The sequence below is a fragment of the Streptomyces sp. NPDC001717 genome (genome assembly GCF_042892775.1).
Lineage (GTDB): Bacteria > Actinomycetota > Actinomycetes > Streptomycetales > Streptomycetaceae > Streptomyces.
This window is the reverse complement of sequence record NZ_JBIAUK010000015.1, coordinates 24,904-37,725: the sequence shown is the minus strand read 5'-3', so window position 1 is coordinate 37,725 and position 12,822 is coordinate 24,904. Positions and strand designations below refer to the sequence as shown.

Below are 12,822 nucleotides of genomic sequence, written 5' to 3'. Positions count from 1 at the left end.
CGGCGGCGGTACTGCGGTCCTTCAACGCCGGGCTTGCGCCCGACTCCAGATGAAGCCGTCACCCCTCGCACCGGGAGGGCGGGAGCAGACTACGCGGGTCGTACCGGGACGGCAACGCAGTACCGCCCCGGACCAGCAGGTCCGGGGCGGTACGTGGAGCGGATTGCGCTTACAGGCCGGCGGCGGCGCGCAGCGCCTCGACGCGGTCGGTGCGCTCCCAGGTGAAGTCCGGCAGCTCACGGCCGAAGTGGCCGTAGGCGGCGGTCTGGGCGTAGATCGGGCGCAGCAGGTCCAGGTCGCGGATGATCGCGGCCGGACGCAGGTCGAAGACCTCGCCGATCGCGTCCTCGATCTTCTGGACCTCGACCTTGGCGGTGCCGAAGGTCTCGACGAAGAGGCCGACGGGCTCGGCCTTGCCGATGGCGTACGCGACCTGGACCTCGCAGCGCGAGGCGAGGCCGGCGGCGACCACGTTCTTGGCGACCCAGCGCATCGCGTAGGCGGCGGAACGGTCGACCTTCGACGGGTCCTTGCCGGAGAAGGCGCCACCACCGTGACGGGCCATGCCGCCGTAGGTGTCGATGATGATCTTGCGGCCGGTCAGGCCGGCGTCGCCCATCGGGCCGCCGATCTCGAAGCGCCCGGTCGGGTTGACCAGCAGGCGGTAGCCCTCGGTGTCGAGCTTGATGCCGTCCTCGATCAGCTGGGCCAGCACGTGCTCGACGACGAACTCGCGGATGTCGGGAGCGAGCAGCGAGTCCAGGTCGATGTCCGAGGCGTGCTGCGAGGAGACGACGACGGTGTCGAGGCGGACGGCCTTGTCGCCGTCGTACTCGATGGTGACCTGGGTCTTGCCGTCGGGACGCAGGTACGGGATGGTCCCGTTCTTGCGGACCTCGGACAGCCGGCGGGAGAGCCGGTGCGCCAGGTGGATCGGGAGCGGCATGAGCTCGGGGGTCTCGTCGCAGGCGTAGCCGAACATCAGGCCCTGGTCGCCGGCGCCCTGCTTGTCGAGCTCGTCCTCGTCGCCCTCGACGCGGGTCTCGTGCGAGGTGTCGACGCCCTGCGCGATGTCCGGGGACTGCGCGCCGATGGAGACGGACACGCCGCAGGAAGCGCCGTCGAAGCCCTTCTTCGAGGAGTCGTAGCCGATCTCCAGGATCTTCTCGCGGACGAGCTGCGCGATCGGGGCGTAGGCCTTCGTCGTCACCTCTCCCGCGATGTGCACGAGACCGGTGGTGATGAGGGTCTCGACGGCGACGCGCGAGGTCGGGTCCTCGGTGAGGAGCGCGTCGAGGATCGTGTCGCTGATCTGGTCAGCGATCTTGTCGGGGTGGCCCTCGGTGACGGACTCCGAGGTGAACAGACGACGGGACACAACGCTCCCTGGGTTTGCAGCGGCTGCTGTCTGACTCATTTGGCGGAACCACACCAGGGGCTGCGCCCGATCACGTTCCGAATGCAGTTTATCGGTTGCCGCGGTCTGTCAGTCCACCCGTCTCGCCTTATGGGAGCCGTGTGAGCTGCGGCACTCCATTCTGACCCACCGGCGGGGCGAGGAGAAGGGATCAGCTCAGGGCGCGCCGGGCCGGGAGGCGGTCGGCGACCTGATCCCAAATGACGTCGGCCAACACTTCCTTGGGACCATAGGGGACCTGAAGCTCGGATCCATCAGAACCCAGGACCACCGCCTCGTTCTCCTCGGAACCGAAGGTCTTCGCCTCGCCGACCTCGTTGACGACGAGAAGATCACATCCCTTGCGCCGGAGCTTGGCGCGCCCGTTGGCGAGGACGTCGTCGGTCTCGGCCGCGAAGCCCACCACGACCTGCCCCTCGCGGGCCCGGTCCGCCGAGACCTCCGCGAGGACGTCGGGGTTCCGTACGAGGGCGACGGGCGCGGGGTCCTCCCCGTCCTTCTTCTTGATCTTGCCGCCGGCGTACTCGGCCGGCCGGAAGTCGGCCACCGCCGCGGCCATCACCACCGCGTCGGCCTCCGAGGCGGCCTTGAGCACCGCCTCCCGGAGCTGGACGGCGGTCCCGACGCGTACGACGTCCACCCCGGCCGGGTCGGCGAGGGCCGTGTTCGCGGCGACCAGGGTGACCCGGGCCCCACGGGCGACGGCGGTGCGGGCGAGGGCGTACCCCTGCTTGCCGGAGGAGCGGTTGCCGAGGAAGCGCACCGGGTCGAGCGGCTCCCGCGTGCCGCCCGCGCTGACGACCACGTGGCGGCCGGCGAGATCCCGCTCTGCCGCGGGGCCCCTGCGCAGGACCTGGCGGCACACCTCGAAGATCTCCTCGGGGTCGGGCAGCCGCCCCTTGCCGGTGTCCTTGCCGGTGAGCCGGCCGATGGCGGGCTCGATGACGAGGGCTCCGCGCCGGCGCAGCGTGGCCACGTTCTCCTGCGTGGCCGGGTGCTCCCACATCTCGGTGTGCATGGCGGGGGCGAAGACCACCGGGCAGCGGGCGGTGAGCAGGGTGTTGGTGAGCAGGTCGTCCGCGAGCCCGTGGGCGGCCTTGGCCAGCATGTCGGCGGTGGCCGGGGCGACGACGACGAGGTCGGCGCCCTGCCCGATGCGCACGTGCGGCACCTCGTGCACGGATTCCCACACCTCGGTGGAGGCCGGGTTCCCGGACAGGGCGGCCCAGGTGGCCTCTCCGACGAAGTTCAGCGACGCCGCCGTGGGCACCACGCGCACGTCGTGCCCGGACTCGGTCAGCCGGCGGAGCAGCTCGCACGCCTTGTAGGCGGCGATCCCGCCGCTGACCCCCAGCACGACCTTCGGCTTGTCCACTGCTTCTCCCGTGATCGGTTGCGTCTGTACCCACGACACAGTCGTACCTATGACACACCACAGGCCCGGCAGATGTTCTGCCGGGCCTGTGGTGAAAGGAATTCCCGTGCCTTACTGGGCCGGGGCCTCGATGGCCTCGGAGGTCAGCAGACCCGCGTTGATCTCGCGCAGCGCGATCGAAAGCGGCTTCTCGTGGACGTGGGTGTCCACCAGCGGGCCGACGTACTCCAGCAGGCCCTCACCGAGCTGCGAGTAGTACGCGTTGATCTGACGCGCGCGCTTGGCCGCGTAGATCACGAGGCTGTACTTCGAGTCCGTGGCCTCGAGCAGCTCGTCGATCGGCGGGTTGATGATGCCCTCGGGCGCGGTGATGGAAGAGGACACGCTCTACCTTCCGAAGAATGGGTGAAAGATCAAACATTGATCGATCGTGAAAAATCGACCAACGATCAGACAACTTCCATCAAGGCTAGCAGCTCACGCGCCACGTCCTCGACGGAGGTGTTGACCAGGGTGGTGTCGAACTCGGACTCGGCAGCCAGTTCGATCTTGGCAGTGTCGAGCCTGCGCTCGATCACCTCGGGCGATTCGGTTCCCCGGCCGGTGAGCCGGCGGACCAACTCGTCCCAGCTCGGCGGGGCCAGGAAGACCAGCTGCGCCTCGGGCATCGACTCGCGGACGAGTCGCGCGCCCTGGAGATCGATCTCCAGCAGCACCGGCTCGCCGTTGTCCAGGCGTTCCAGCACCGCGCCGCGGGGTGTGCCGTAGCGGTTGCCCGCGAACTCGGCCCACTCCAGCAGCTCGCCATTGGCGATCAGCTTGTCGAACTCGTCGTCGTTGACGAAGAAGTACTGGACTCCGTGTCGCTCACCGGGCCGCGGCTTGCGGGTGGTGGCCGACACCGAGAGCCAGACCTCGGGGTGGACCTTGCGCATATGCGCGACGACCGTGCTCTTGCCGACCCCCGAGGGGCCGGAGAGCACGGTCAGCCGCGGACGAACCTCTGCTGCCATAGAGCGATTATCCAGGTTCTCGGGACTGCCTGAGAACGCCGGGAGAACTTCAGTCGACGCCTCAGGCGCCGGTGCTGCCGAACTCGCGCTCCAGAGAGGCGATCTGGTTGGAGCCGAGACCTCGGACACGCCGTGATTCGGAGATGCCGAGGCGCTCCATGATCTGCTTGGCGCGGACCTTGCCCACGCCGGGCAGGGACTCCAGCAGGGCGGAGACCTTCATCTTGCCGATGACGTCGTTCTCCTGCCCCGTCTTGATGACCTCCTGGAGGGAGGCGCCGGAGTGCTTGAGTCGATTCTTGACCTCGGCCCGCTCCCGGCGAGCCGCGGCGGCCTTTTCGAGCGCGGCTGCGCGCTGTTCAGGGGTAAGGGGCGGAAGAGCCACGCCTACGTCACCTCGGATGTCGAACTGTCGGATACGGACCAGTGGGGAACCCGAGGGCACCACACCACGCGAGCTCCCGAACAGCGGTCCTGCTCGTTCGCTGCACGTTCACTCTGCTCGGAGACTAGCGGCCAAGGCCGCCTGAGTCAGCGAGAACGGACGAAAAGTCCTGGTCAGCCTCCACTGAACCGTACATCAAGGACATAACACCCCGGTTTTGTCCGATGAAGACCGTTCGATTTTCGTCAAGACGTGCGACAAGCCCGGCCGGCGGCCCGTCGCCGGGGCCTCAGGACCCGGCCACGGCCTCTCGGATCTCCTCCGCGAAGGCGGCCGCGCTCTCGCGCAGAGCCGTCACGTCGGGTCCGTGCTTCAGCACGCCCCGCGACACGTTCGGCACGACGTTGCGCACGGCCGCGCCGAACACCTTCGGCAGGTCCGCCGCGGTCGCGCCCTGCGCGCCCAGGCCGGGCGCCAGCAGCGGCCCGTTGATGTCCAGGTCGAAGGAGGACAGGTCCCCCAGCGTGGCGCCCACGACCGCGCCGAAGGAGCCCATCGGCTCGGCGCCCTCGTTCTCCGCCGCCAGGTGCGCCAGCATCGTCGCGCCGATCGAACGGCCGTCCTCGCGCACCGCGCGCTGGACCTCGGCCCCCTCCGGGTTCGAGGTCAGGGCCAGGACGAACAGGCCCGCGCCGGACTCGCGCGCCAGCGAGACCGCCGGCCGGAGCGAGCCGTAGCCCAGGTACGGGGAGACCGTCAGCGCGTCGGAGAAGAGCGGCGAGGCGGGGTCCAGGAAGGCGGAGGCGTAGGCCGCCATGGTCGAGCCGATGTCGCCCCGCTTGGCGTCCATGACGACCAGCGTGCCGGCCGCGCGGGCGTCGGCCACGGTCCGCTCCAGCACCGCGACGCCCCGCGAGCCGAACCGCTCGAAGAAGGCCGCCTGCGGCTTGAAGACCGCCACCGAGTCGGCCAGCGCCTCGACGACGGTGCGGGAGAACTGCTCCAGGCCCGCGATGTCGTCCCGCAGGCCCCACTGCTCCAGCAGCGCGGCGTGCGGGTCGATGCCCACGCACAGCGGGCCGCGGGTGTCCATCGCTTCGCGCAGGCGCGTGCCGAACGGGGTCACAGGGCTCACTTCGCGGCCTTTCGGGTCTCCGCGCCCACCGCTTCGGCGAGCGTCGCGTACGGGCTGGTGGCCAGGCGCGCGGCCAGGCCCTTGTGGATGGCGCGGGCGTAGAAGGGACCCTCGTAGATGAAGGCGCTGTAGCCCTGGATCAGGGTGGCGCCCGCCAGGATCCGCTGCCAGGCGTCCTCGGCGTTCTCGATGCCCCCGACGCCCACCAGCACGATCCGGTCGCCCACACGGGCGTACAGGCGCCTCAGGACCTCCAGGGAGCGTTCCTTGACGGGGGCGCCGGACAGGCCTCCGGTCTCCTTCACGAGGGACGGCGACGACTTCAGGCCGAGGCCCTCGCGGGCGATCGTGGTGTTGGTGGCGATGATGCCGTCGAGGCCCAGCTCCAGGGCGAGGTCGGCGACGGCGTCGACGTCCTCGTCCGCGAGGTCGGGGGCGATCTTGACCAGCAGCGGGACCCGGCGGTCCGTGACGACCCGGTCCGCGGCTTCCCGTACGGCGGTCAGCAGCGGGCGCAGCGACTCGGTCGCCTGGAGGTTGCGCAGGCCGGGCGTGTTCGGCGAGGAGACGTTCACGACGAGGTAGTCGGCGTGGCGGGCCAGACGCTCGGTGGAGGTCACGTAGTCGCCGACGGCCTCTTCCTCCGGGACGACCTTGGTCTTGCCGATGTTGACGCCGACGACGGTCTTGAAGACGGGGGTGCGGGCCGCCAGGCGCGCGGCGACGGCCGCCGAGCCCTCGTTGTTGAAGCCCATCCGGTTGATCAGCGCCCGGTCCGGCACGAGCCGGAAGAGGCGCTTCTTCGGGTTGCCGGGCTGGGCCTGGGCGGTGACGGTGCCGATCTCGATGTGGTCGAAGCCGAGCATCGACATGCCGTCGATGGCGACGGCGTTCTTGTCGAAGCCCGCGGCAAGACCGAAGGGGCCGTGCATCCGCAGGCCGAGGGCCTCCGTGCGCAGTTCCTTGTAGCGGGGTGCGAGGGCGGCCGCGACGAAGGTGCGCAAGCCCGGGGTGCGGGCGGCGAGGCGGATCCACCGGAAGGCCATGTAGTGGGCCTGCTCCGGGTCCATCCGCTTGAAGACCAGGTTGAAGAACAGTTTGTACATCGTCCGAGAAATCCCTCTGCGCTCATGGGAAGGGGGACACCCGTCGCTCTCGCGAATCCGGTGTCCCCCTCCCTCGTACGGGCTGCTAGTCGCGGGCCGCGGTCAGGTGCTCCGCGTGCTCCTGGAGCGAGCGGACGCCCACGTCACCGTGGTTCAGCGCGTCGATGCCCTGGACGGCCGCGGCGAGCGCCTGGACCGTGGTCAGGCACGGGACGCTGCGCGCCACGGCCGCCGTGCGGATCTCGTAGCCGTCGAGGCGGCCGCCGGTGCCGTACGGGGTGTTGACGATCAGGTCGACCTGGCCGTCGTGGATGAGCTGGACGATGGTCTTCTCGCCGTTCGGGCCCTCGCCCTCGCTGAGCTTGCGCACCACGGTGGCGTTGATGCCGTTGCGGCGCAGCACCTCGGCGGTGCCGGAGGTGGCGAGCAGCTCGAAGCCGTGGGCGACGAGCTCGCGCGCCGGGAAGATCATCGAGCGCTTGTCGCGGTTCGCGACGGAGATGAACGCGCGGCCCTTGGTGGGCAGCGGGCCGTAGGCGCCGGCCTGGGACTTGGCGTAGGCGGTGCCGAAGACGGCGTCGATGCCCATGACCTCGCCGGTGGAGCGCATCTCCGGGCCGAGGACGGTGTCCACGCCGCGGCCGTGGATGTCGCGGAAGCGCGACCACGGCATGACGGCCTCCTTGACGGAGATCGGCGCGTCGATCGGCAGGGTGCCGCCGTCGCCGGTCTTCGGCAGCAGGCCCTCGGCGCGCAGCTCGGCGATGGTGGTGCCCAGCGAGATGCGGGCGGCGGCCTTCGCGAGCGGGACGGCGGTCGCCTTCGAGGTGAAGGGGACGGTCCGGGAGGCGCGCGGGTTGGCCTCCAGGACGTAGAGGATGTCACCCGCCATCGCGAACTGGATGTTGATCAGGCCGCGCACGCCGACGCCCTTGGCGATGGCCTCGGTGGAGGCGCGCAGGCGCTTGATGTCGTGGCCGCCGAGGGTGATCGGGGGCAGGGCGCAGGCCGAGTCGCCGGAGTGGATGCCGGCTTCCTCGATGTGCTCCATGACGCCGCCGAGGTAGAGCTCGTGGCCGTCGTAGAGGGCGTCGACGTCGATCTCGATGGCGTCGTCGAGGAAGCGGTCGACCAGGACCGGCCGGGTGGGGCTGATCTCGGTGGACTCGGCGATGTACGACTCCAGGCGGGCCTCGTCGTAGACGATCTCCATGCCGCGGCCGCCGAGCACGTAGGACGGGCGGACGAGGACCGGGTAGCCGATCTCGTCCGCGATCGCCTTGGCGCCGGCGAAGGTGGTCGCGGTGCCGTGCTTGGGGGCCGGCAGGCCGGCGTCGGCGAGGACCTGGCCGAACGCGCCGCGGTCCTCGGCGGCGTGGATGGCCTCCGGGGAGGTGCCGACGACGGGGACGCCGTTGTCCTTGAGGGCCTGGGCGAGACCCAGCGGGGTCTGGCCGCCGAGCTGGACGACGACGCCCGCGATCGGGCCCGCGAGGGACTCGGCGTGGACGATCTCCAGCACGTCCTCGAGCGTGAGCGGCTCGAAGTACAGGCGGTCGGAGGTGTCGTAGTCGGTGGAGACGGTCTCCGGGTTGCAGTTGACCATGACGGTCTCGTAGCCCGCGTCGCTGAGCGCGAAGGAGGCGTGGACGCAGGAATAATCGAACTCGATGCCCTGGCCGATGCGGTTCGGGCCGGAGCCCAGGATGATCACCGCGGGCTTCTCGCGCGGGGCGACCTCGGACTCCTCGTCGTAGGACGAGTAGAAGTACGGGGTCTTCGCGGCGAACTCGGCGGCGCAGGTGTCGACCGTCTTGTAGACCGGGCGGATGCCCAGCGCGTGGCGGACCTCGCGCACGACGTCCTCGCGCAGGCCGCGGATCTCGGCGATCTGGGCGTCGGAGAAGCCGTGGCGCTTGGCCTCGCCGAGCAGCTCGGGGTGGAGCTTCTCGGCGGCGGCGAGCTCGTCGGCGATCTCCTTGATCAGGAAGAGCTGGTCGACGAACCAGGGGTCGATCTTCGTGGACTCGAAGACCTCTTCCTGGGTGGCGCCGGCGCGGATGGCCTGCATGACGGTGTTGATGCGGCCGTCGGTCGGGCGGACCGCGGTGGCGAGGAGCTCCGCCTTGTCGCCGACGGGGCCGACGAAGGTGAACTGCGAGCCCTTCTTCTCCAGGGAGCGCAGGGCCTTCTGGAGGGCCTCGGTGAAGTTGCGGCCGATGGCCATGGCCTCGCCCACCGACTTCATGGTGGTGGTGAGGGTGGCGTCGGCGGCCGGGAACTTCTCGAAGGCGAAGCGCGGGGCCTTGACGACGACGTAGTCGAGGGTCGGCTCGAAGGAGGCCGGCGTCTTCTCGGTGATGTCGTTGGGGACCTCGTCGAGCGTGTAGCCGATGGCCAGCTTGGCGGCGATCTTGGCGATCGGGAAGCCGGTGGCCTTCGACGCGAGCGCCGAGGAGCGGGAGACGCGCGGGTTCATCTCGATGACGATGACGCGGCCGTCGACCGGGTCGATCGCGAACTGGATGTTGCAGCCGCCGGTGTCGACGCCGACCTCGCGGATGATCGCGATGCCGATGTCGCGCAGTCGCTGGTACTCGCGGTCGGTGAGCGTCATCGCCGGGGCGACGGTGATCGAGTCACCGGTGTGGACGCCCATCGGGTCGAAGTTCTCGATGGAGCAGACGACGACCACGTTGTCCTTGGTGTCGCGCATCAGCTCCAGCTCGTACTCCTTCCAGCCGAGGATGGACTCCTCCAGGAGCACCTCGGTGGTCGGGGAGAGCGTGAGGCCCTGGCCGGCGATGCGGCGCAGCTCTTCCTCGTCGTGCGCGAAGCCGGAGCCGGCGCCGCCCATGGTGAAGGAGGGGCGCACGACGACCGGGTAGCCGCCGAGGGTGTCGACGCCGGCGATGACGTCGTCCATCGAGTGGCAGATGACCGAGCGGGCGGACTCGCCGTAGCCGATCTTCTCCTTGACGGCCTCGACGACGCCCTTGAAGAGGTCGCGGTCCTCGCCCTTGTTGATGGCCTCGACGTTGGCGCCGATGAGCTCGACGCCGTACTTCTCCAGCACACCCTGCTCGTGCATGGAGATGGCGGTGTTCAGCGCGGTCTGGCCGCCGAGGGTCGGGAGCAGCGCGTCGGGGCGCTCCTTGGCGATGATCTTCTCGACGAACTCGGGGGTGATCGGCTCGACGTACGTGGCGTCGGCGATCTCCGGGTCGGTCATGATCGTCGCCGGGTTGGAGTTCACCAGGATGACGCGCAGGCCCTCGGCCTTGAGGACGCGGCAGGCCTGGGTGCCGGAGTAGTCGAACTCGGCGGCCTGTCCGATGACGATCGGGCCGGAGCCGATGACCAGGACGGACTGGATATCGGAGCGCTTAGGCACGATCGGCCTCCATCAGGGCGGTGAAGCGGTCGAAGAGGTACGCGGCGTCGTGCGGGCCGGCGGCAGCCTCGGGGTGGTACTGGACGGAGAAGGCCGGCTGGTCGAGCAGCTGGAGGCCTTCCACGACGTTGTCGTTCAGGCAGACGTGGGAGACCTCGGCGCGGCCGTAGGCGGTCTCGGAGACCTTGTCGAGGGGCGCGTCGACGGCGAAGCCGTGGTTGTGCGCGGTGATCTCGACCTTGCCCGTGGTGCGGTCCTGGACGGGCTGGTTGATGCCGCGGTGGCCGTACTTCAGCTTGTAGGTGCCGAAGCCGAGCGCGCGGCCCAGGATCTGGTTGCCGAAGCAGATGCCGAAGAGCGGGGTCTTGCGGGCGAGGACGCCCTGCATGACGGAGACCGCGTGCTCGGCGGTGGCCGGGTCGCCCGGGCCGTTGGAGAAGAAGACGCCGTCCGGGTTCACCGCGTACACGTCCTCGACGGTGGCGGTGGCGGGCAGCACGTGGACCTCGATGCCGCGCTCGGCCATCCGGTGCGGGGTCATGCCCTTGATGCCCAGGTCGACGGCGGCCACGGTGAACTTCTTCTCACCGATGGCGGGGACGACGTAGGTCTCCTTGGTGGCGACCTCGGCGGAGAGGTTCGCGCCCTCCATCTCGGGGGCCTGGCGGACCTTCGCGAGCAGGGTGCCGTCGTCGGCGATGGCGTTGCCGGAGAAGATGCCGACGCGCATGGCGCCGCGCTCGCGCAGGTGGCGGGTGAGCGCCCGGGTGTCGACGCCGCTGATGCCGACGACGCCCTGGTGGACGAGCTCCTCGTCCAGCGAGCGCCGGGAGCGCCAGTTGGAGGGGACGCGTGCGGGGTCGCGCACGACGTAGCCGGAGACCCAGATGCGGGAGGACTCGGGGTCCTCGTCGTTGACGCCGGTGTTGCCCACGTGCGGGGCGGTCATCACGACGACCTGTCGGTGGTACGACGGGTCGGTGAGGGTCTCCTGGTAGCCGGTCATGCCGGTGGAGAACACGGCCTCACCGAAGGTCTCCCCGTGGGCGCCGTAGGCGCGGCCCCGGAAGATCCGACCGTCCTCCAGGACGAGTACGGCGGGAGTTTTGTCTGCTCCCCTGGTGGAGGTCGTCATCGTTCGGCGCCTTCCGTCGTGATGGATTGGTTCATGTCATTGATGGCTTCGACCCAGGCGGCGTGTTCGGCCGCGCGGTCGGAGCGGAATCCCGAGTCGATCAGCTTGTCGCCGTGCGCCCATGTGACGACGAGCAGCCCGCCCTCGGTGAGTACCTTGCCCGCGATTCCCTTGTCGAGGCGGGCGCCGCGCAGTTGCGCGGCCGGTACGAAGAAGTCGTTGGCACCCGGTCGGACCACGTCGAGGCCCGCGTCGGTGAGCGTGAGCTCCACCCGGCTGCGGACGCCCAGGCCATGGGCGACGATCCGGTCGAGCCACTGTCCGGCGGTGGTGGACCCGTGGTACCGGCCGGTCAGGGCCAGCCGGTGCTCGGGGAGACCGTCGGGGGCGGCGGGGAGCTCCGGCAGGTCGTTCTGCAGGGCTCCTCGCCATTTCCAGCCTTGCCGCATCAGCCAGTACACGAAGGCGACGAAGACGGCCAGGCCGACGACCCACGCCATGCGGGCGCCGAAGCTGGTCACCTCCGCCGACTGCCGTTCTGCGGCCTCGGCGGCCAGTTGGATTACTGCAGGTGTCACGCCAGCGTCCCGTCCACGACCGTTGCCCGGCCCCGCAGGAAGGTGTGAGTGACGCGACCCGGCAGCTCACGGCCCTCGTAAGGCGTGTTGCGGCTGCGGGAGGCGAAGTGTGCGGGGTCCACGACACCACGGTACGAGGTATCGACCAAGGTCAGGTTCGCGGGTTCACCTGCCGAGACGGGACGGCCGTGGTTCTCCAGGCCTCCGATCCGGGCCGGGGCGAAGGACATGCGGTCGGCGACGCCCTCCCAGTCGAGCAGTCCGGTCTCCACCATCGTCTGCTGGACGACGGAGAGCGCGGTCTCCAGGCCGACCATGCCCATGGCGGCGGCGGCCCACTCGCAGTCCTTGTCCTCGTGCGGGTGCGGGGCGTGGTCGGTGGCGACGATGTCGATCGTGCCGTCGGCGAGCGCCTCGCGCAGGGCCAGCACGTCCTTCTCGGTGCGCAGCGGCGGGTTGACCTTGTAGACCGCGTTGTACGAGCGCACGAGCTCGTCGGTGAGGAGGAGGTGGTGCGGGGTGACCTCGGCGGTCACGTCGATGCCGCGGGACTTGGCCCAGCGGACGATCTCGACGGAGCCGGCGGTGGAGAGGTGGCAGATGTGGACGCGGGAGCCGACGTGCTCGGCGAGGAGGACGTCGCGGGCGATGATCGACTCCTCGGCGACGGCCGGCCAGCCGCCCAGACCCAGCTCGGCGGAGACGACGCCCTCGTTCATCTGGGCGCCCTCGGTGAGGCGGGGCTCCTGGGCGTGCTGGGCGACGACGCCGCCGAAGGCCTTCACGTACTCCAGGGCGCGGCGCATGATCACGGCGTCGTCCACGCACTTGCCGTCGTCGGAGAAGACGGTGACGCGGGCGGCGGAGTCGTGCATGGCGCCCAGCTCGGAGAGCTGCTTGCCCTCCAGGCCGACGGTGACGGCGCCGATGGGCTGCACGTCGCAGTAACCGGACTCCTTGCCCAGGCGCCAGACCTGCTCGACGACGCCGGCGGTGTCGGCGACGGGGAAGGTGTTCGCCATGGCGAAGACGGCGGTGTAGCCGCCGCTCGCGGCGGCGCGGGTGCCGGTCAGGACGGTCTCGGAGTCCTCGCGGCCGGGCTCGCGCAGGTGGGTGTGCAGGTCGACGAGGCCCGGGAGGAGGACCTGGCCCTCGGCCTCGATGACGGTCGCGCCCTCGGCGGACAGGCCGGTGCCGACCTCGGCGATGGTCTCGCCGTCGATCAGGACGTCCTGCGCCTCGCCACCGAGTACCTTCGCGCCACGGATCAGGATCTTGCTCATC

11 protein-coding genes are annotated in these 12,822 nt (G+C 70.0%); all 11 read right to left on the bottom strand.

Going from position 1 to position 12,822, the window contains the following annotated elements; all coding sequences use genetic code 11:
- Nucleotides 1–169: 169 nt before the first annotated feature.
- The 11 genes from metK to ACFYZL_RS23420 all read right to left on the bottom strand — a co-directional run bounded on the left by metK (nt 170) and on the right by ACFYZL_RS23420 (nt 12,821).
- A complete protein-coding gene (gene metK / locus ACFYZL_RS23470; protein WP_384754001.1) occupies nt 170–1,378 on the bottom strand; it encodes a methionine adenosyltransferase in 1,209 nt (402 codons plus the stop codon).
- Between the two features lie 190 nt (nt 1,379–1,568).
- The gene (coaBC, locus tag ACFYZL_RS23465; RefSeq protein WP_384753997.1) at nt 1,569–2,792 is read right to left on the bottom strand and encodes a bifunctional phosphopantothenoylcysteine decarboxylase/phosphopantothenate--cysteine ligase CoaBC; all 1,224 of its coding nucleotides are present in this window, start codon (nt 2,790–2,792) and stop codon (nt 1,569–1,571) included.
- Nucleotides 2,793–2,903: 111 nt separating this feature from the next.
- Nucleotides 2,904–3,176 (bottom strand): DNA-directed RNA polymerase subunit omega, encoded by a 273-nt coding sequence (gene rpoZ, locus ACFYZL_RS23460; protein WP_004948662.1) that lies wholly within the window; start codon nt 3,174–3,176, stop codon nt 2,904–2,906.
- 65 nt (nt 3,177–3,241) lie between these two features.
- A complete protein-coding gene (gmk, locus tag ACFYZL_RS23455; RefSeq protein ID WP_376662360.1) occupies nt 3,242–3,805 on the bottom strand; it encodes a guanylate kinase in 564 nt (187 codons plus the stop codon).
- Nucleotides 3,806–3,866: 61 nt separating this feature from the next.
- Nucleotides 3,867–4,190, bottom strand: coding sequence for an integration host factor (locus ACFYZL_RS23450; RefSeq protein WP_030008746.1), 324 nt, complete (start codon nt 4,188–4,190; stop codon nt 3,867–3,869).
- Between the two features lie 289 nt (nt 4,191–4,479).
- Nucleotides 4,480–5,325, bottom strand: coding sequence for an orotidine-5'-phosphate decarboxylase (gene pyrF, locus ACFYZL_RS23445; protein WP_384753992.1), 846 nt, complete (start codon nt 5,323–5,325; stop codon nt 4,480–4,482).
- Nucleotides 5,322–6,431: a quinone-dependent dihydroorotate dehydrogenase gene (locus ACFYZL_RS23440; RefSeq protein WP_384753989.1), complete on the bottom strand. Its 1,110-nt coding sequence runs from the start codon at nt 6,429–6,431 to the stop codon at nt 5,322–5,324. Before ACFYZL_RS23440 ends, pyrF begins: the two co-directional genes overlap by 4 nt.
- 85 nt (nt 6,432–6,516) lie before the next feature.
- On the bottom strand, nt 6,517–9,825 hold the full coding sequence (gene carB / locus ACFYZL_RS23435) for a carbamoyl-phosphate synthase large subunit (RefSeq protein WP_384753985.1): 3,309 nt from the start codon (nt 9,823–9,825) through the stop codon (nt 6,517–6,519).
- Complete coding sequence (carA, locus tag ACFYZL_RS23430; protein ID WP_384753982.1) at nt 9,818–10,960, bottom strand: glutamine-hydrolyzing carbamoyl-phosphate synthase small subunit; 1,143 nt, start codon at nt 10,958–10,960, stop codon at nt 9,818–9,820. Before carA ends, carB begins: the two co-directional genes overlap by 8 nt.
- On the bottom strand, nt 10,957–11,538 hold the full coding sequence (locus ACFYZL_RS23425; protein WP_384593127.1) for a hypothetical protein: 582 nt from the start codon (nt 11,536–11,538) through the stop codon (nt 10,957–10,959). The genes carA and ACFYZL_RS23425 overlap by 4 nt, the downstream gene beginning before the upstream one ends.
- Complete coding sequence (locus ACFYZL_RS23420; protein ID WP_384753976.1) at nt 11,535–12,821, bottom strand: dihydroorotase; 1,287 nt, start codon at nt 12,819–12,821, stop codon at nt 11,535–11,537. Before ACFYZL_RS23420 ends, ACFYZL_RS23425 begins: the two co-directional genes overlap by 4 nt.
- Nucleotide 12,822: the final 1 nt, after the last annotated feature.